Raw genomic sequence first — 19,915 nt, forward strand, 5'->3', positions numbered from 1 at the left:
TTGATACCAAAATGGGTGCTAGCCTAAAGCTTATAGCTTAATAATTAGTCAATTGGTCGATAATTCGTCATAACTACTTAACCATTCAACGACTAAACTATTTAACTACTATTGGAAAGCACTACTTAACCCAAAGCTAACAACGAACAGCAAAGCGATGCAAAACAAAAAAATCATAGGAATGACGGATGGCAGAATGTACGATCTCTATGCCAATTGGATAAAAGGAGCCGATGCTAGTATAGAGATTATTCGTCTGGGATATAGTTTGGATAATCTAAAGGAGGTTGAAGTCTGTCAGGCGATAGTTTTCACGGGAGGAGAGGATGTACATCCTAAATACTACAACAAATTAGAATATCTTTCCTATTGTGTGCCCGTTGATTTCGATGAAAAGCGTGATGCTTTTGAATGGCAATTGCTGCGATTGGCTGAGAAACGTGAACTTCCAATTTTAGGGATATGCCGTGGCCTGCAACTAATTAATGTGTATTATGGAGGGACGCTGATTCCGGATCTAGCTTCTTGGGGAAAATTTGGTCATGCTAAATTACCCAACGGCTCACTTCCCAACCATTCGATCAATGTGGATCCCTACACCTTGCTATTTAAAATAACAGAGGCTCGCGAGGGTGTAGTTAACAGCTTGCATCATCAAAGTGCAGATCGGATAGGTAAAGGCCTGGTAGCTTCCGCTGTTACCCGAGACGGTGTGGTAGAGGCGCTGGAACGAACAGATGCTAAAGGGAAGCCCTTCTTACTGCTGGTACAATGGCATCCCGAACGAATGGAAGATGCTTCAAATCCCTTTGTGGAAAATATCAGGGAATCTTTTTTGGTAGAAGTTAAGTAGTTAATAGTTAGTAGTTAATAGTGAGTAGTTAATAGTGAGTAGTGTCTAGGGGTTTCATAGGACGTAAGAGATGCTCCCTACTAATAGGTTTCCTTGTTCACTGAAGTGAGTTGCAGGTAATGAATTTAGAGTTGTGAGTTGCCGGTTGCCAGTTGTGAACTACCCGTTGCGAGTTTTTTTCGTCATGTCGAGTGGTGTGATTGGGATAATAGGAGGCGAGTCGAGACATCAGTATGAAATTTTTTTTGTGAGAGGTTAGTGTAGTAGCAGTTACGGTTACACTAACGAAAGCCGACTGCTGATATCTGAAAGCCGGATAAGTTGTGAGAAAGGCTTGTGCGACTGAAAACTGACCGCTGATTGTAGATAGCTAAAAGTGTATGATGAATCGTTTTTTTACTTTTTACTTTTGAATTTTTTACTTAACAAAATGAATATCATTAATCCAGCAACTGAGGAGGTAATTGCTACTGTACAGGTAGATTCTCCTACTACGTTAGAAGAGAAATATAGGCGGCTACTCGCAGCTCAACAGATTTGGGCCCAGCTGCCATTAGGAGAGCGGATAAATACGCTTATCCGGTTCGCGGCATTTTTGGAGGCTGAGTCGGCCTCCCTTGCTGAAATATTAACAGCTGAAACCGGTAAACCGTTGCAACAAGCAAAAAATGAGATTAAAGGTGCGATAAGCCGAATTACTTGGTTAACTGCAAATGCAGAACGCTATCTGAGCGATGAGCTCATGCAGGAAAATGGGACGGTGTGCGAATGCATATCCTATGAGCCTCTAGGTGTTATCGGAAATATTTCCGCTTGGAACTATCCGTATTTGGTAGGGGTAAATGTGTTTGTGCCCGCCCTGATAGCCGGTAATGGGGTATTATACAAACCGTCTGAATATGCGACGCTGACGGGACTAGAAATCGATAGGCTGTTAAAAAAAGCAGGCGTACCGGATCACGTCTTTCAATTGGCGATTGGTGATGGACCAGTGGGAAAAATGATGCTAGATATGGAGCTCGCCGGTTATTTCTTTACAGGCTCATATCATACCGGTAAGTATATCTACGAACAGGTATCTCAAAAGATGGTGCCTTGTCAGCTCGAATTGGGCGGAAAAGATCCGCTTTACATCGCCAATGATATCAGCAACATAAAAGCAGTAGCAGAAGCAACAGCGGATGGTGCCTTTTATAATAATGGACAGAGTTGTTGTTCGGTCGAACGAATTTATGTCCATCAAGATATTTATGATGAATACCTCGATTATTTCGTACAGCAGGTAAAGGCATGGACAGTGGGTAATCCATTAGATGATGATGTTTACTTCGGCCCGTTAACGAGAAAGCTACAAATTAACATATTGGAAGCGCAAGTTAACGATGCATTAGCAAAAGGCGCGAAATTGCTTTGTGGGGGTAAAGCCATTGATGGGAAAGGGTTTTACTTTGAGCCAACAATATTGGTTGATGTGACACATGACATGCTTATCATGAAAGAAGAGAGTTTTGGTCCTATCATAGGAATCATGAGCGTAAGATCGGATGAGGAAGCCTTATCGCTGATGCAGGATACTGATTATGGATTAACAGCAGGTATATATACCGATTCAGAAGCGCGCGCCGTTTCTTTACTGAAAAAAATTGATGCCGGCTCTGCCTATTGGAATTGTTGCGATCGCGTAAGTGCAGCAGTTCCTTGGAGTGGTAGAAAGCATTCTGGTATTGGTTCGACACTTTCGCATCAGGGGCTACGGGCCTTTACCAAGCCCAAAGCCTGGCATTTGGTAGGTAGTAAATAGGGAGTTGGGAAATAGTTAAGTAGTGATGAGTGTTGAGTTATGAACTATGAGTGATGAATTACGTTGCCAGACTTAAGTCAAATATCGAACACCTAATGTTGATAGCTAATAGCTGAAATGAGTGATGAATAGGGCGTCTTGATACTTATAGCTAATAAAATGGAAAATAGAAGAGACTTTATAAAGAAAGCCGCATTTTTAGCGGGAAGTACAGGTCTGTGGAATGCATTGCCAAAGTCATTACAAAGAGCTTTGGATATTAATCCTGCACCAGGTAGTACTTTTTATGATGCTGAGCATATCGTCTTGCTCATGCAGGAAAACCGATCATTTGACCATTGTTTCGGAACATTAAAAGGCGTACGTGGGTTTAACGATCCACGAGCGATCAGATTGCCGAATAAGAACCTAGTTTGGTTGCAGTCGGACCCGGCAGGGCATACCTATGCGCCATTTCGGCTCAATATGAAGGAAACAAAATCCACCTGGATGGGAGGCCTTCCGCATTCATGGGAAAATCAAGTGGATGCTCGGAACAATGGTAAGTATGATGGATGGTTGAAGGCAAAGCAATCGGGAAATAAAGCATACAAGAATATGCCTCTTACCCTGGGTTATTTTAATCGCGAAGATATCCCGTTCTATTATGCCTTTGCAGATGCCTTCACTGTTTGTGATCAACATTTTTGTTCGTCCCTGACGGGTACAACAACGAATCGCCTTTTCTTCTGGAGTGGAACGCTGAAAGGAGCGGCAGGTGAGCAGGCGAATGTGAGAAACTCAGACGTCTATTATAATAAGGAAGTGAGTTGGAAGACTTTTCCTGAACGATTGGAGGAGCATGGCGTAAGCTGGCGGGTATATCAGAATGAATTGAGTATACAGACTGAGCTGGAAGGCGACAGGGAATATTGGTTGTCCAATTTTACCGATAACAATTTGGAGTGGTTTAAACAATATCACGTACGTTTCAGCACCGGTCATCATCGATTCCTGACAAAACGGTCGGAGCAATTGCCGGCAGAGATTACGGAGTTGGAGGTACAGATCAAGAAAACGAAACCGAATCAAGTACAAAGCCTCAAAAAGAAATTGAACCAAAAAAGAGAACAGCTGTCCAAATATAAAGAGGAGTTGGCCAAGTATAACCCCGAGAATTTTGCAAAGCTCAGCAGCTTTGAACAACAGTTACACCAAAGGGCCTTTACCACCAATATCAACGATCCAAACTATTACAATATTGAGGAAGTTTCCTATATTGATGGGGGTGAGGAAAAGAAAATGCAAGTGCCGAAAGGGGATATCCTACATCAATTTAGAGCGGATGTAAATTCCGGGAAGCTCCCAACCGTATCGTGGTTGGTGGCACCCCAGGCATTTTCGGACCACCCCAGTTCACCTTGGTTTGGTGCATGGTATGTGTCCGAAGTGTTGGATATCCTCACCAAAAATCCCGAAGTCTGGAAGAAAACGATCTTTATGCTTACCTATGACGAAAACGATGGATATTTTGATCATGTGCCGCCGTTTGTCGCTCCTAACCCTAATGATATCGACAGTGGTGCGGTTTCAGAAGGCTTGGATACGCGTGATGAATATGTGAGTATGGAAGAGGAACGCAAACGAGATGGAATGGATAAAGATGACCTTCGGGAAAGTCCCGTTGGTTTGGGATATCGCGTACCATTGATCATTGCATCTCCGTGGACACGTGGGGGCTGGGTTAACTCCGAACTTTGTGATATTACCTCTACGATTCGTTTCATGGAAAAGTTCTTGGAGAAGAAAATAGGAAAGCCAATTAGGGAGACGAATATTAGCAGTTGGCGGCGCGCTATTACAGGCGATCTGACCTCCGCATTCCGCCCTTACAACGGGGAGACGCTATCCTTACCTGGTGCTGTGAAACGCAATGAATTTGTACAATCGATCTATAAATCAAAAGCGAAGGACTTGCCAAAGGGCTTTAAGGAACTGAAGCAAGATGAGATTGCGTTCATTAATAAACATCCTTTTAATTCGCCTTTATTACCCCAACAAGAGAAAGGTATAAAAAACTCGAATGCTTTACCCTATGAGCTTTATGTTGAAGAGAGGCTGGTAGATTCAAAGGCTGTTGAACTTACTTTTCTTGCAGCGGATGAGATTTTCGGTGAAGGGGCCGCTGGTGTAGCTTTTAATGTTTATGCTCCCGACAAATACCTGAAAGAGAGCGCTAGGAGCCAACCAATATGGGAAGCAGTAAAAACATGGGCCTTCGCTGTGAAAGCGGGGGGTAGACTAAGCTACCAATGGCCGTTCGACCGTCTTGAAAATAAGCAGTATCATTTACAGATTTATGGGCCTAACGGCTTTTTTCGCGAGCTGAAAGGCACCGAAATGGATGATGTGATTTCGGTACAATGCCTATATGAAAGACAAAAAGATGCGAAACAGCTGACTGGCAATATCGAACTGCAATTAATGGGGACCCAAGGAGGGTTGGAAGTGGAACTGAAGGATTGGTCGTACGGTAAAGGCCTAATTCGAAAAAAAATAAAAAATAACGAAATTGTCAAGATCGTTATGGATACCTCAAAAAGCTACGGTTGGTACGACTTTTCTTTGTTTATTAAGGGTCGGCCAACATTTGAGCGACGCTATGCGGGCAGGGTGGAAACAGGCGCCGACTCAAAAAGCGACCCGTTTATGGGAAGAGTGGTGGAATAGTTGAGTAGTTAAGTTGTTGAGTAGTTAAGTTGTTGAGTAGGGAAGTAGTTAAGTAGTGATGAGTGTTGAGTTATGAACTATGAGTGATGAATTACGTTGCCAGACTTAAGTCAAATATCGAACACCTAATGTTGATAGCTAATAGCTGAAATGAGTGATGAATAGGGCGTCTTGCTACCTGATACTTACCTGCCTACCGGCAGGCAGGTGTCTTGATACCTAAGCAAAGCGGACTGACCATGACAGTTGTTTGGAAAAGAATGCGTTATTTTGTTTTGATTTTATGGAGGGGTGATAAAACCTAGTAAAGATAGCTTAATAAATAGTAAAGATCGCAAAATGAAGCTATATTGAAAGTTCTTTACTTTGTATTTCTATCCTTTTTAACTAAACAAAATAACACATGGAGGTTGCCTTATTTGTACCATGTTATGTAGACCAATTTTATCCGGGAGCAGCACGAGCGACACTTGAACTCTTAGAAAAGCTAGGGGTGAAGGTTTCTTATCCTGAGGGACAAACCTGTTGTGGACAGCCAATGGCCAATTCAGGCTATGAACACCTTACTGCCGGATGTAATGAGAATTTTATCAAACGTTTTCAGGGATATGATTATATAGTTTCACCTTCAGGAAGCTGTGTCTTGCATATAAAAGATCACCTGCACTCGGATCAGTCTCCTACAATAAGCAACGAGGTTCGCGAACGTGTCTATGAATTAACCGAGTTTCTTACTGATATTTTAAAAGTAACAGCGCTGGACGCTCGTTTTCCGCACCGTGTAGGCGTGCATCAAAGTTGTCACGGGCAACGGGGCTTGATGCTTTCGCAGATGAGTGAACTAACTGCCGAGCCCTTTTCAAAACCCGGTAAACTGCTTAGTATGGTAAAAGATATCGAGCTAATTGAACTGGATCGGAAGGACGAGTGTTGCGGTTTCGGTGGAACTTTCTGTGTAGCAGAAGAAGCCGTATCGGTAAAAATGGGTAAAGATCGCGTAGCCGATCATTTGCGGCACGGAGCTGAGTTTATAACAGGAGCGGATATGTCCTGCCTTATGCATATGGAAGGTATTCTTCGTAGACATAAAAGTGCTACCAAAGTGATACATATTGCCGAGATATTGAATAGTCAGTAGGTAATGATAGCGAGTTTAAAACCGAAGGAGTTTTACCTGCCTGCGGTAGGCAGGAGTAATAAGTTATACGTTGTAAACAACATAAAGCTTATAGTGTAGAGCAATCATATGGAAACACAACAAAAGAAACACGCCGCATTAGCGGATATCTTTAATAAAGATGAAGCTCGAGTCGATTGGCACGATCAAACGCTTTGGTTCGTTCGGTCAAAACGTGATCGATTAACGCACGATATCCCGGAATGGGAGGAGTTACGGAACACCGCTTCTCAAATTAAAAACCATGTGCTATCCCGTTTGCAGGATTATTTGCTAGCGTTTGAAAAAAACGCGCAGGCAAATGGCGTGCAGGTTCATTGGGCGGCAGATGCGCGTGAACATAATCAAATTGTTTGCGAGTTGTTGAAGAAGCATGGCATCGATCGGATGGTAAAAAGTAAGTCTATGCTGACGGAAGAATGCCATTTGAACGATTACTTGGCAGACAATGGGATTGAAGTAATTGATTCAGACTTAGGTGAGCGGATTGTTCAGCTTGCTAAAGAAATGCCCAGCCATATCGTACTACCTTGCATTCATAAGAAAAAAGAAGAAATCGGCGATATTTTCCACGAGCATCTTGGAACGGCAGCAGGTGTATCAGATCCGCAGATTTTGACGGAGACGGCTCGACAGCATTTAAGGGACGTTTTTGTTACACGCAAGGCGGCATTGACGGGAGTGAATTTTGCGATTGCAGAGACAGGAGAAATGGTGGTATGTACCAATGAAGGTAATGCAGATATGGGCGCTCATCTTGCCGATATACACATTGCCAGTATGGGCATAGAAAAGTTGATTCCAAAGCGGGCTCATTTGGGCGTGTTCCTCCGTTTGTTGACAAGAAGTGCAACAGGGCAACCTATTACCACCTATTCAAGCCATTTCAGAAAGCCAAGGAAGGGACAGGAAATGCATGTTATTTTAGTGGACAATGGGAGAAGCCGGCAACTCGGCAGACCTGACTTTAAAAACTCGCTGAAATGCATTCGATGCGGCGCCTGTATGAATACTTGTCCGGTATATAGACGCAGCGGGGGCCATAGCTACCATCACGCTATATCAGGCCCTATAGGCTCCATCTTGGCGCCTAACTTGGATATGGAAAAATTTGCTGACCTTCCCTTTGCGTCAACGCTTTGCGGTTCATGCAGCAATGTTTGCCCTGTAAAAATAGATATCCATAACCAGTTGTACAAGTGGCGACAAGAATTGGTAAAAGCGGGATATACCGATAAGAAAAAAACAATGGCCATGAAACTGATGGCAACCACTTTGGCGTCGCCCACTAAATTTAGGTTAGCAGGAAAAATGGGGCGTTTTACGCTTAAGTACGCGCCATTTACGGTAAATAACAGTCTTAACCCATGGTATAAAGGACGTGAGATGCCGGTGCCTCCTAAGCAATCTTTTAGTGAATGGTATAAAGACAGAGAAAAGGGTAGATAGTAAGGAATTTATTAAGGTTTAAGCAATAAGGTGTGTGGTGTAGGGTGGCAGAAAGCCGAATACCGACAGCTAATAGCAAAAAGTATGACCAGTAAAGACAAAATATTACAAGCCATCAAGGCAGCGCAGTTGGATGAAGTAGCATTACCCGCTCCGGTTGAAAACCCAACGGTATACGACGATCCGGTACAGAAATTTTCGGATGTTGCAAAAGCTGTCGGAACCAGTGTCCTGGAGGCGACGAACCTGGAAGCGGTAAAAGATCATCTTTTGCAGACCTATATTCCCGAAGTGCAGGCAAGGTGGTCTATTGAGAAATCTTTACGGATTGTGTCAACCTTGCCTGAAATGGAAAACCTGGCCGAACAGATTGTTGACGCCGATCTCAATCCGCATAGCTTGGAAGATGTTGATATAGCTATTATGGCTGCGCAGTTGGGTGTCGCCGAAAATAGCGCACTATGGATTCCGGAAACACTTATACGTGTACTGCCTTTTATTTGTCAACATTTGGTGCTGCTTGTCGCGAAAAACCAGATCGTAAATAATATGCACCAGGCTTATGAGAAGATGGGGCTAGGCGTCGATCCCTTCGGAGCTTTTATCGCGGGACCCTCAAAAACGGCGGATATTGAACAGTCTTTAGTACTGGGAGCCCATGGCCCGCGAAGCTTAGCGATTTATTTGTTGAGCAGTTAAGTTGTTGAGTAGTAGAGACGTTAAGTAGTGATGAGTGTTGCCTGCCTGCCGGTAGGCAGGAATTATGAGTGATGAATCTCTTTTCTACTTATCCTGATACCTACGTCTTGATACCTGATACTTACTTACCTGCCTGCCGACAGGCAGGTGTCCTAATACTTGATACTAACTTGTTCTCACAAAAGTACCCCATAACCAGAAACCAATAACGAACAACCAATAACGAATAACCGACAACTAATATCCACGATAGCTAATATAGCAGAACATAATGCTAATAATCCTGAATGTTTAACTTTGGATAGCATTTATGTTTGTAAGTATGTACAGCAGAAAAAGCCTTTTAACCATTATTGCAACATGTCTGTTTGGAGTAAACAGCATCGCTCAGGATTTCGATGATGCGCCGAAACCCTATGGTGCATTACCCACTAAACGCCAGCTCGCATGGCATGAAACGGAGATGTATTGTCTCATCCATTTTACGCCAACCACCTTTCAAGATAAAGAGTGGGGTTACGGAGATGCTGATCCGGCTATTTTTAATCCAAAAAAATTTAGTGCTGAGCAAATTGTTGCGGCCGCAAAGGCAGGTGGATTTAAGGGCATCATCTCTGTCGCTAAGCACCACGATGGCTTTGCCTTATGGCCCACGAAAACAGCGGCATATAATATTAGCGAGAGCCCTTGGCGAGCGGGTAAAGGTGATATGGTGAAAGAGTTTCAACTAGCAGCTCAAAAACTGGGGATGAAGTTTGGTGTTTATTGTTCGCCCTGGGATCGAAACAACCCTGCTTATGGCACGCCCGAATATGTTAGTATTTATCGAAACCAGCTGAAAGAGCTCTATAGCAATTATGGTGAACTTTTTATGAGTTGGCATGATGGCGCCAATGGGGGAGATGGTTATTACGGCGGCAAAAAAGAAAAGCGAAAAGTTGACCAATCGACATACTACGATTGGATGAACACGTGGAAAATAACGCGAGCAATGCAACCCAACGCAAATATTTTTAGCGATATCGGTCTGGATGTACGCTGGGTAGGGAATGAAAAAGGAGTTGCTTCGGAAACTAGCTGGTCGACCATAACGCTTGTAGGTAAAGAAGGTAAGGCACCGATGCCAGGTTACATGGATGACAGCAATTTGGGAACGGGAACAAGAAATGGTGAAAGCTGGATACCTACGGAGTGCGATGTGCCTTTGCGACCGGGCTGGTTTTATCACGCTTCACAAGACGATCAGGTGAAGACTCCTGCCATGTTGTTCGACTTATACTGTAAAAGTGTTGGAAGAGGTGGCGCTTTTGACTTGGGGCTTTCGCCGAACACGGATGGTCTCTTGCATGAAAACGATGTGAAGGTATTAAAAGAATTTGGTGCATTATTAAAGAAAGTTTTTGATAAAAATTTAATCAAAGGGGCTCGCTTGAAGGCTTCCAATGTACGGAATGCGAATGATCAACACTATGGGCCGCAGCGCCTAACGGATGAAGATCGATATAGCTATTGGGCTACGGATGATGACGTTCACCAAGCTGATCTCGAAATCGAACTGCTAAAACCGCAAACATTTAATATCATTCGATTACGCGAAAACATAAAATTAGGCCAACGAATTGATAGCGTTTTGGTGGATAAATGGAAAGATGGCGCTTGGGTGCGTGCGGCTAACGCAACAAGCATAGGAGCTAATCGTATTATTCGCATGCCCGAATCGATTTCAACAAGTAAATTGCGACTAAAAGTATATGCTCCCGTTAGTATTGCTTTGAGTGATGTCGGACTCTTCGCCGAACCAAGAGCGCTTAAAGGACCAGAGCATGGTGAACGTAAGGGCTTGGAAAAGGCCAACTGGGCAAGCGAATCGAGTGCAGCTGAAAAAGCCTTTGACAATGATGATCAAACTTTTTTCCTGACGGATAAGAATGCAATCGTAATCGACTTAGGCTCCAAACAGAATATATCCGCATTTGGTTACCTGCCACGGCAAGATGGGAAATCCATCGGTACAGTTGAAAAATATGAATACTATGTTAGTGATAATGGAAAAGATTGGAGATTGGCTGTGACCGGTGAGTTTTCTAATGTCAAAGCAAACCCCATTTTACAATATACCGCTTTGGTGGAAAAAGTGACTGGCCGATACGTCAAATTGCTTGCTAAACAGTCGGTATTCGACAATGATAAACCGGCATTCAGTATTGCGGAGCTAGAGGTGTATGGTAGGGAAAGTAAAAAGTAAAAATTCAAAATTAAAAAATAAAAAGCTTGCCTTCCGTAGGGATGGTAAATAGTCAAAAACCAAAAGAGTCTTTTAACCGTAAGACCAAAGGGTTCCTTTTTATTTCAGCGCTTTTCCGGTCAGACCAGTAAGGACTTACATAAGAGCGTCTCTGCGAGCTGAAGCTAGGGCTGAGTCTTGAGCGAAGCAGTCACATAAATAAATTAAAAATTTGCCTCTCTAGAGGATGCGTGACATCTCCCGGGATGGTAAAAAACCAGACGACTAACAACAAAAAACTAACAACTAATAACCAACAACAAATAACCAACAACAAATAAATATGCTAAAACAATTTATTACACTGCTAATCACTTTTTTTTGTTTGAGCAGTGTCTTTTCTCAGGAGCGAAATTACGCGCTTATCCCAAAGCCTCAGTCTATTCAATCTGGAGTGGGTGTCTTTAAACTGGATAACCAAACGACATTAGTGGCAAAGGATGAAGCGACTCGGAAAACCTTTAACCTGTTCAACGAAATGCTATCGAACCGCTACCAGCTACGTCTCCCAGTCGTTTCAGAGCCTAGTGGCAAATATATTTTGATAGAGAACAGTCAGACGGAAGCGGAAGCTTATCAGTTGAATGTTACTGAAAATTCAATAAAGATCAAAGGCGATAACAGCGGTGTGTTTTATGGTCTTCAAACCATTTTACAGTTAATTGAACAACATAATGGTGGTTTACAGATTCCGGCGGTAACGATTTCAGATAAGCCTGAATTTGGTTATAGAGGGGTAATGATTGATGTCGCCCGACATTTCTTCTCATTGGACGAAATGAAGAAAATCGTCGATTTAATGGCTTATTTTAAATTTAATAGATTACACTGGCATTTGACGGACGATCAGGGGTGGCGTTTAGAGATCAAAAAATATCCGAAGCTGACCCAAATTTCAGCGTGGCGCGATTCCAGCATCATTGGTCAGTATGGTGATTTCAAGCCCTTTATTTATGATGGTATAAAACATGGCGGATATTACACGCAGGAAGAGGCACGGAATTTGGTTGAGTACGCTGCTGATCGTAAAATCACGGTGATTCCGGAAATAGAGCTGCCAGGGCACAGTACGGCCGTCCTGGCGGCTTATCCTGAATTTGGTTGCAAGGATACGACTTATCAAGTGCCAGGCTTTTGGGGAGTACATCCTAATATTTTCTGCCCAAAAGAAGAAACATTCAAATTTTTGGAAGATGTGTTCACTGAAGTAATGGATATTTTCCCTAGTCAATACATCCATGTTGGAGGCGATGAAGTGCCAAAAGAACATTGGGAGCAATCTGCCTTTGCACAAAAGCTAATCAAGAAAAATAAGTTGAAAGATGAACACGGCTTACAAAGTTACTTTATTACCCGGATCGAGAAATTTTTGAATCAACACAATAGACGTTTAGTAGGCTGGGATGAGATATTAGAGGGAGGACTAGCGCCGAATGCAACGGTTATGAGCTGGCGAGGTGAAGAGGGCGGAATTGCCGCCGCTAAAATGAACCATGATGTCATTATGACGCCGAATAGCCATCTCTATATAGACCATTATCAGGCGAAGGACATTAGCACAGAGCCTTTAGCTATCGGAGGTTTTTTGCCCTTGGAACGCGTGTATAGCTACCATCCTCGCCCTGAATCCTTGAACGCCCAAGAGCAAAAGCATATTTTAGGCGTACAAGCTAATCTTTGGACAGAGTATATTGGTACCAATAATAAGCTGGAATATATGCTCTTTCCGCGTGCGTTAGCGCTAGCTGAAATTGCATGGACAGCGAAGGAAAAGCAAAACTTTGACGATTTTTCTACTAACAGATTACCGATTCGTTTACAGGAATTAGAGAAATTAAAGGTTTTTTTCCGTATTCCGGAAGCCAAGATTAGCTTTGGTACGAATTCGGCAACAGGAAGGAAAACAGCGGAGATTATTCCTTTTATTGCAAATAGCACTATTTATTACACGTTTGATAACCATAAAGCCGATCAAACCGGAAATATCTATAGCGGACCTATCGATTTGCCTAAGACCGGTAAAAAGGAAAAACCGGTTAACTTGAACTATATAATTGTAACACCTACTGGCAGAGTAAGTAATATGTTCAGTGTCCCTTATAGCGAATAAATTATTTAATTTTTAGCTGAAGCCACATTCTGCAATGCGAATGTGGCTTTTGTTTTATAAGGTTCCCATACTGCTTCACAAATTTAAAGTATAGCGCTATTTTTGTAAATACTTCAATGTGAATAAGTTCGTTTGGAATCTTCAACATAGATTAGTAAGTTTGGTTATCCGTTATATGCTATTTCCAAAAAGCAAAGGAAACGATTGTTGAACCAATTATACCGAAACGCTATGTTAAGAGAAATCGATTTAATTCGCATATTGATGTCCTATCACCCCGAATGGGAAAAGAATCCGGAAGCATTTTTGGAACTCACCATTCTAATTTCTTCCATTGACTGCCGATGCCTGGAGTCGGGAGAGGTGGATTTTGAGCAGATTATGGGCCCCAAATTGGATAACGTAGCAAAAGTTTTGATGTCAATTACCAATGTACAGCTGTCTCCTTATAAAGACTTTGCTGATTTAAAGAAGAATGGACATCCTACCACCTTTTTAAGTGAATGCCTGGTAGAGGTGTTGGAGAAAGTACATGGCGAGGTTCCGGCAACCGTAGGTCCTGACGCAAGAAATGAAGGGGAGGTCTTTTGCCTCGAGGATCATTTTCATGATAGAGAGTCCGAAAAATTATTTTTGAAGCTCTGGCCTTATATCTCGCCAATTGAAGACTAAGGAGATGTGAAAAAAAGCGAACTGCTAAAAAGGTCGTATCAAATTTTTACTTCGAGGGCGGTCTCTTTTTTTATTTCCTTTAGTACGAAGCTGCTATTTACATTTGCGACGTTTGGAATGCCGGATAGATGTTTCATTACGAATAAATGGTAGTCCTCTACATCTTTTACGGCAATTTTTAGCAAATAATCGTGATTGCCGGCAATGCACATGATTTCCAAAACCTCGCTGAATTGATTAACCGCCTCTTCGAAATTCTTAAGGGTTTCCAGCGATTGCTGTTTAAGGGTAACCGTACAGATGACTAAAAGATGTTTCCCTAATTTTTCTCGATTGACAAGCACCACATAACGCTCAATGTAACCGTCTTTTCGCAAGCGCTTTATGCGCTCAAAAGTGGGAGAAACACTTAAACCGATCTCCGCCGCAATTTCTTTGACACCTAAAGATGCATCCCGTTGTAAAATGTTCAAAATACGAGCATCCATCTTATCTATTCTATCAGTCATAGCTTTTTACTGATTTCAATGCTGCAAAGTTAGATAAAAAGTATTTAATTCTGATGATCGATTTATTTTCCGTTTTATTTTCTGATATGAAAATAAAGTTAGATTATAATTTTTTATAGTAATAGTTTTGCAAAATATTAAAACAACATGGGTTTGCAAGCTATCGATCAAGAAAGACTGACAAATTATATGCAAAGGGCAGAAGAGCGCGCAGCATATTTTCTGGGATATCCCATTGCCCGCGATTTTGATTATTCAGACTTATATCCCTTACTGAAACTTCCTTTAAATAATATAGGCGATCCATTGGTAGAATCTACCTATGATCTTAATTCACGTTCGTTGGAACAGGAAGTGTTAGCTTTCTTTGCTGATCTGTTCAGAGCACCCGCCGACAACTGGTGGGGCTATGTAACAAATGGCGGTTCTGAAGGGAATTTATATGGGTTGTATGTGGCGCGCGAACTTTATCCAAATGGAATCGTTTATTATTCGGAAGCGACCCATTATAGCGTTCAAAAAAATATTCAGCTCCTTAATTTGCGAAGTATTGTCATCCGAACCGATGAGCGGGGAGAGATGGATTATAGCGATTTGGCGCAAATGCTACACATGCATCGAGATCAGCCTGCTATTATTTTTGCCAATATCGGTACAACGATGACAGAGGCCAAAGATGACCTAGTGGAAATAAAAAGTCGACTACGAATGGCGGCAATTAAAAATTATTATATCCATTGCGATGCCGCTTTAGCCGGGGTATACAGTGCGTTATTAAATTTAAAGCCGGGTTTTGACTTCGGTTATGGAGCCGATAGTTTGGCCATCAGTGGGCATAAGTTTATTGGCTCCCCCATTCCTTGTGGACTAGTATTGGTAAAAAGGAATTATAAAGAACGGATTGGAAAGGCCATACCTTATATTGGAACGGTGGATACAACCATCACGGGGAGCAGAAATGGTCATAGTCCCGTCTTTTTATGGTATGCTATAAAGAAACTGGGACGCGAGGGACTTCAACGAAGGGCAGCGGAAAGTCTTACGATGGCAACCTATCTGGAAAGCCAACTATTGGACCGGGGAATCCAAGCTTGGCGAAACCCTTCGGCTATTACAGTCGTTTTTCCGGAACCTTCGAAACATTTGCGTCAAAAATGGCAATTAGCAACTGAAAATGGGTGCAGCCATGTTGTCTGCATGCCGGGCGTGGAAAAAACGCAATTAGACGAATTTTTAAAGGATATGCAAGAAGACGCTCGAGTTAGTGGGGAAATGGTTGAGTCGTTAAGTAGTTGAGTGTTTGAGACGTTGAGTAGGGGATTAGTTTGGTAGTTAAGTAGTATTGCCCTTAGGAGCGTTTCTGCTCACAACTGACAACAAATCACCAACAACGAATAACTAACAACCAATAACGAATAACTAATAACTAACAACCAACAACCAATAACGAATTGAGAAGATATGTGTTTGGTAAGGTCGCCTACAATTTTCTGAGGCGGCCTTTTTTATTGATACCTATTGGGAGCATCGGGGTGCTCTTTTAAGTAACGACGGGCGGCTGCATCATAATTCGATAGCCATTCCTTTAAGGACATCTTCTCTGCTAAATTTCCATAGGGTACTTGATAAACATCGCCGCTTCCCGTTGCGTAAAACAATAGATCCGGATTGTCTATCCTGTGATAAGAGCCATTGGCGTCGTAGCGGAAAGCATTGATCACATAATAAGGGAAGCCTTTGCTCGGTTTTTCCACAATCTCAAAATGAAGATTTTTTTCCCTTTCCGTTAAGCGGTTGTAATAATTTGCAAAATAAGCTTTGCTGATGAGGGCTTGACTATCTAATTTCTTTATTAATTTAGCTTCAAATGGATTGTAGCTAAATTGATAGGGTAGATAAACACGATCTATCGCTTGGTCTTGTTCAGATGATTTTTCGGGCAGGGCCTGTAAGATTCGACCTTTTTTGTCTATATAAAAAGTGTTGGCATTCGACATGTCTAAGCGAGGGTGCTCGGTATCTTGGCTATAGTCAATAATGCAATCGTTGCAAGCTCGAGCGATGCCGTATTCGAAAGGACTAACCCAATCCCATTGCGCCTTAATTATTTTTTCGCCATAGCGGTTGACAAAACCTATTTTGTTATTTTCGACGTAGCGAGAAAGCCCCTCCTCTAGGTAATCAGGGCCGTTGTCGAATAGGTAAGGAGCGTATAGTACTTTTCCATTTCTATCATAAGCCAAACCATAAGGCTTCGGATCTTTCAAGTGATGGGAACGTTTTGGAACCAGCATGATAATGCTATCCTGAATAGGCAAGCTAAAATCATCATATGCAATGGGAAGAAAGTAATGCATGGCGGGAATGATGATGTTGCCTTGACTATCTTTAACGCCTAGTAAGCTATCAGGTGAGAGAAAGTAGAATATTTTTCTTTGCTCTTGCGCCGAACTCACGCTGCACAGCATGGTGCAAATGAGAACGAGTAAACTCGTGTATTTCATAAGAGTGAAGCTAAGCATTTAAATAAATTCAGGCTAATTTTTAGTTTCAAATTTGCCTTTTTCGAATTAAAATACCGGTTTTCAGGGGCTGATTTAATCCTTTTTCCAAAAGAGAAAGTAAAATTGAGTTTAACAAAAAAATGTAACAATTAAGTGGCGATTAAACTATAAAAGCAAGATTCTGTCTTACTTTATACTAAAACAAACAGAACATTAATTTTTCTGGATAGAGCCTCGGGTAGGCAATGAAGGGCATGTCTAAATGAGTCGGCAAATCCCACGATTTTAGACATCCCTTTTTATCCAAACCAATTTATGATAAATGCGTCAGATACATTTAAGAGTCGTTATTTGCCTTATTTTTTGCTTTTCATTCTTTTCTGGCTTTTCCCAACATAAGATTATCGGTACTGTCGTAGATAGCGCTGATGGTATTGGGCTGCAGGGCGCCCGTATCAGTTTGTTGAACACCGGAGACTCCATAATCAAGCAAGCAGTTGCGCAAGTGAACGGTCGTTTTGTAATAGATCAACTGCCGAGCGCTGACTATACTCTTTTATTAACCTATGTCGGCTATAAACAAAGCAAGCGAAGGATAAAAATAGCGGATCGAGACTTGGAATTAAAGTTTCCATTGATAACCAGTTTTACGATGCTTGATGCGGTTAATATTACGGTCGCTCCTCCACCTGTGTTGGTAAAGGGGGATACCACCGAATTTAGTGCCGCCGCTTATAAAACGGAAGCTTACGCTGACGCCGATGCACTAGTTGCCCAGATCCCGGGTGTAGAAATTGACGCGGATGGAAAAATTAAAGCACAAGGTGAAGATGTACAGAAAATAATTGTAGATGGAAAAGAATTTTTCAGCTCCGATCCGGCCGTAGCTTTAAAAACGCTTCCTGCTGATGTAATTGATAAAATACAATTGATTGATGAAAAGAGCGAACAATCAAAGCTAACCGGCTTCGACGATGGGAACAGACGTAAAATCATTAATATTGTCACGAAACCGGAGAAACGGCGTGGTTATTTCGGACGTATGGCGGGAGCTATCGGTAACCAGGAGCGCTATAATACAGGCGGTTTTCTAAACGCTTTTAAGGGCGACCGCCGAATTAGTGGAAATATTCTTTCCAACAATATCAATCAGGGAAGTTTTTCGAGCAATGAGCTCGTTGGAGCGAGCAGTAGGGGAGGCCGGGGAGGCGACGGTGGCAGCGGTGGAGGGATTGGCCCCAATCATCGAATCGCTCTAAATTACAATAATACGTGGTGGAAGGAGGTGGAGTTTAATGCAGATTATCATTTTAATACGTCCGATAAAGATTTAATTCGAACAGCGAATCGGGAGGTACTTATGGCAGATGAGGCCAACCAGTTTAATATATCTTCGCAACAAACCAATCGAACTAATCAAGGGCATGCCGCTAGCATACGAGTAGTATACAAGCGTGATTCAACGCAACGTTTAACGGTTAATCCACGTATCAATTTCAATAGTGGGAAAACAACGAATACCAACAATACGCGTACACAGGACATTTTACAACAGTTGATCAATACGTCCGATAGGGAAAACAGAGGAAATAACCATGCGTTTACCTTGGGAGGTAGTATTGACTATGGTTTGCGCTTAAGTAGTGAAGGCCGATCGGTTTCTGCGCATCTGGAGAATAACTACAACCGAAACACGAACGAAGCCTTTGCCCTTTCTTATAATACGTTCTATGATAGCGGTACGATGAGCCGATCCGATACAGTCAATAATCGAAATGATAGTCGTTCTAACAGCACGCTTTGGAATGCGCGACTTACTTATACGGAGCCTTTCGGAGCGCATGCCCGACTGATGGGAAATGCGAGTTACCGTAGTAATAATAGCTATTCCGATCGAAGAATGTATGACTTTTTATTGGAAACGGGTCAGTACAGTGAGTTGAATCGGGAACTCTCTAATGAATTCAGGAACGATTATAAATTTTACGGGGCAGGGCTCAACTACCAATATTCTTCGGAAAGTTTTCTAGTTGATTTGGGGATCGACTATCAACAGGCGAAAATGGCAAATGACCGGATTTTTCCGGAGGTAACGAGCGCGTCTCATCAATTCGTTAACTATTTGCCGAATGCAAACCTCATGTATCGATTTTCACGTGATCGACGTGTACGCTTCAACTACAATACATCCACGAATCCGCCAAATGTTTTGCAATTGCAAGATGTAGTGAATAACCAGAACCCTTTGAATATTACAGGGGGCAATCCCAACCTAAAGCAAGAGTTCAGACATGCCTTCTCCCTGCACTATAATAGTGTAAATAGAGAGTCGGGAGCTAACTTTTCAGTTGGTGTGAATGGTGAACTTACCAATAATCGCATTGTCAATTCGACGATTATAGCAGCGGTAGATACCTTTATATTGGACAATGTGTTGTTGGGCAAGGGGGCGCAATTTACCCGTCCGGTTAATGTAAATGGGTATTATAGTGTGCGTGCCAATAGCTCTTTTGGTATTCCTATTGAAGCCTTGAAAATTAACTTGAATGCTAATACGACCGTGCATCATAATCGGGATGTAGGTATATTGAATGAACTGGTCACACATACGAATACCTTTGGTATTAATCAACGTATCGGTATTAACAGTAATATTAGCCGTAAGATTATTTTTAGTCTTTCTTATAGCGGGAATTATAATATGGTTCGGAATAACAGTAACCGCGATCTAAGCAATAATTCATACAATCAGCAGATACGAAATGATATTACTTATATTTTCTGGAAGGGATTGCGCGTAGCTTCCAGTTTAAACTATCGCTACAATACCGGCCTTGCTGCCGGCTATGACCAAAGTTTTCTTCTATGGAATGTCTCCATCGGTAAAAAGTTATTTAAAAAGGAACAAGCAGAGATAACGCTTACTGCCTTTGACCTGCTTAACAGTAATACGCAGATTACCCGAAATATTACGGAACGCTATATTGAGGATTCTCAGTCGAATATATTGCAACAATATTTCCTATTAAGCTTCACTTACAACTTACGCCAATTTGGTGGAGGTAGTGGCAGAGGTGCGATGAGAAAGATGCGCTAGTCAATCCCCCTTTAAACAGATTCGGCCGTCTTCATTAAAGAGATGGCCCTT

Annotated in this window: 12 protein-coding genes and 2 pseudogenes; 11 read left to right on the forward strand and 3 right to left on the reverse strand. The window is 42.2% G+C overall.

Going from position 1 to position 19,915, the window contains the following annotated elements; genetic code table 11:
- Positions 1 to 151: 151 nt before the first annotated feature.
- Positions 152 to 853: pseudogene (locus tag M1D52_RS03390) on the forward strand (gamma-glutamyl-gamma-aminobutyrate hydrolase family protein); the annotation flags it as partial.
- Positions 854 to 978: 125 nt separating this feature from the next.
- Here the strand turns inward: M1D52_RS03390 and M1D52_RS03395 are convergent.
- Positions 979 to 1,029: pseudogene (locus M1D52_RS03395) on the reverse strand (hypothetical protein); the annotation flags it as partial.
- A gap of 254 nt (positions 1,030 to 1,283) precedes the next feature.
- Here M1D52_RS03395 and M1D52_RS03400 point away from each other — a divergent pair.
- The 8 genes from M1D52_RS03400 to M1D52_RS03435 all read left to right on the forward strand — a co-directional run bounded on the left by M1D52_RS03400 (position 1,284) and on the right by M1D52_RS03435 (position 13,754).
- The gene (locus M1D52_RS03400) at positions 1,284 to 2,654 is read left to right on the forward strand and encodes an aldehyde dehydrogenase family protein (protein WP_437394359.1); all 1,371 of its coding nucleotides are present in this window, start codon (positions 1,284 to 1,286) and stop codon (positions 2,652 to 2,654) included.
- Positions 2,655 to 2,813: 159 nt separating this feature from the next.
- Positions 2,814 to 5,363, forward strand: a complete 2,550-nt coding sequence (locus M1D52_RS03405) for a phosphocholine-specific phospholipase C (RefSeq protein WP_437394358.1) — start codon at positions 2,814 to 2,816, stop codon at positions 5,361 to 5,363.
- Positions 5,364 to 5,766: 403 nt separating this feature from the next.
- Complete coding sequence (locus M1D52_RS03410; RefSeq protein ID WP_013663967.1) at positions 5,767 to 6,501, forward strand: (Fe-S)-binding protein; 735 nt, start codon at positions 5,767 to 5,769, stop codon at positions 6,499 to 6,501.
- A gap of 108 nt (positions 6,502 to 6,609) precedes the next feature.
- Entirely contained in the window at positions 6,610 to 7,989 is a 1,380-nt protein-coding gene (locus M1D52_RS03415) for a lactate utilization protein B (RefSeq protein WP_437362086.1), read from the forward strand.
- Positions 7,990 to 8,073: 84 nt separating this feature from the next.
- The gene (locus M1D52_RS03420; protein ID WP_437394356.1) at positions 8,074 to 8,688 is read left to right on the forward strand and encodes a LutC/YkgG family protein; all 615 of its coding nucleotides are present in this window, start codon (positions 8,074 to 8,076) and stop codon (positions 8,686 to 8,688) included.
- Positions 8,689 to 9,010: 322 nt separating this feature from the next.
- Complete coding sequence (locus M1D52_RS03425) at positions 9,011 to 10,933, forward strand: alpha-L-fucosidase (RefSeq protein ID WP_242627385.1); 1,923 nt, start codon at positions 9,011 to 9,013, stop codon at positions 10,931 to 10,933.
- A gap of 322 nt (positions 10,934 to 11,255) precedes the next feature.
- Complete coding sequence (locus M1D52_RS03430; protein ID WP_437394354.1) at positions 11,256 to 13,082, forward strand: beta-N-acetylhexosaminidase; 1,827 nt, start codon at positions 11,256 to 11,258, stop codon at positions 13,080 to 13,082.
- 231 nt (positions 13,083 to 13,313) lie between these two features.
- Positions 13,314 to 13,754, forward strand: a complete 441-nt coding sequence (locus M1D52_RS03435; protein ID WP_013663958.1) for a hypothetical protein — start codon at positions 13,314 to 13,316, stop codon at positions 13,752 to 13,754.
- 38 nt (positions 13,755 to 13,792) lie between these two features.
- Here M1D52_RS03435 and M1D52_RS03440 read toward each other — a convergent pair whose 3' ends face one another.
- Positions 13,793 to 14,263 (reverse strand): Lrp/AsnC family transcriptional regulator, encoded by a 471-nt coding sequence (locus M1D52_RS03440; RefSeq protein WP_013663957.1) that lies wholly within the window; start codon positions 14,261 to 14,263, stop codon positions 13,793 to 13,795.
- A 147-nt stretch (positions 14,264 to 14,410) separates the two neighbouring features.
- Here M1D52_RS03440 and M1D52_RS03445 point away from each other — a divergent pair, with 147 nt between their 5' ends.
- Positions 14,411 to 15,559, forward strand: a complete 1,149-nt coding sequence (locus tag M1D52_RS03445) for a histidine decarboxylase (protein ID WP_437394353.1) — start codon at positions 14,411 to 14,413, stop codon at positions 15,557 to 15,559.
- 209 nt (positions 15,560 to 15,768) lie between these two features.
- Here the strand turns inward: M1D52_RS03445 and M1D52_RS03450 are convergent, their stop codons facing one another.
- Positions 15,769 to 16,767 (reverse strand): WG repeat-containing protein, encoded by a 999-nt coding sequence (locus M1D52_RS03450; protein ID WP_437394352.1) that lies wholly within the window; start codon positions 16,765 to 16,767, stop codon positions 15,769 to 15,771.
- A gap of 322 nt (positions 16,768 to 17,089) precedes the next feature.
- On the opposite strand from M1D52_RS03450, the gene M1D52_RS03455 reads away from it, so the two are divergent.
- Complete coding sequence (locus tag M1D52_RS03455) at positions 17,090 to 19,864, forward strand: TonB-dependent receptor (RefSeq protein ID WP_437394351.1); 2,775 nt, start codon at positions 17,090 to 17,092, stop codon at positions 19,862 to 19,864.
- The last annotated feature ends 51 nt before the right edge of the window (positions 19,865 to 19,915 follow it).

The sequence above is a fragment of the Olivibacter sp. SA151 genome (assembly GCF_054130995.1).

Excerpts from the sequence above, each read along its gene's own strand:
- M1D52_RS03440 (WP_013663957.1), bottom strand. The coding sequence starts at position 14,263 with ATGACTGATAGAATAGATAAGATGGATGCTCGTATTTTGAACATTTTA.
- M1D52_RS03455 (WP_437394351.1), top strand. The coding sequence starts at position 17,090 with ATGCGTCAGATACATTTAAGAGTCGTTATTTGCCTTATTTTTTGCTTT.
- M1D52_RS03410 (WP_013663967.1), top strand. The coding sequence starts at position 5,767 with ATGGAGGTTGCCTTATTTGTACCATGTTATGTAGACCAATTTTATCCG.
- M1D52_RS03425 (WP_242627385.1), top strand. The coding sequence starts at position 9,011 with ATGTACAGCAGAAAAAGCCTTTTAACCATTATTGCAACATGTCTGTTT.
- M1D52_RS03415 (WP_437362086.1), top strand. The coding sequence starts at position 6,610 with ATGGAAACACAACAAAAGAAACACGCCGCATTAGCGGATATCTTTAAT.
- M1D52_RS03405 (WP_437394358.1), top strand. The coding sequence starts at position 2,814 with ATGGAAAATAGAAGAGACTTTATAAAGAAAGCCGCATTTTTAGCGGGA.
- M1D52_RS03430 (WP_437394354.1), top strand. The coding sequence starts at position 11,256 with ATGCTAAAACAATTTATTACACTGCTAATCACTTTTTTTTGTTTGAGC.
- M1D52_RS03445 (WP_437394353.1), top strand. The coding sequence starts at position 14,411 with ATGGGTTTGCAAGCTATCGATCAAGAAAGACTGACAAATTATATGCAA.
- M1D52_RS03450 (WP_437394352.1), bottom strand. The coding sequence starts at position 16,767 with ATGAAATACACGAGTTTACTCGTTCTCATTTGCACCATGCTGTGCAGC.
- M1D52_RS03400 (WP_437394359.1), top strand. The coding sequence starts at position 1,284 with ATGAATATCATTAATCCAGCAACTGAGGAGGTAATTGCTACTGTACAG.
- M1D52_RS03435 (WP_013663958.1), top strand. The coding sequence starts at position 13,314 with ATGTTAAGAGAAATCGATTTAATTCGCATATTGATGTCCTATCACCCC.
- M1D52_RS03420 (WP_437394356.1), top strand. The coding sequence starts at position 8,074 with ATGACCAGTAAAGACAAAATATTACAAGCCATCAAGGCAGCGCAGTTG.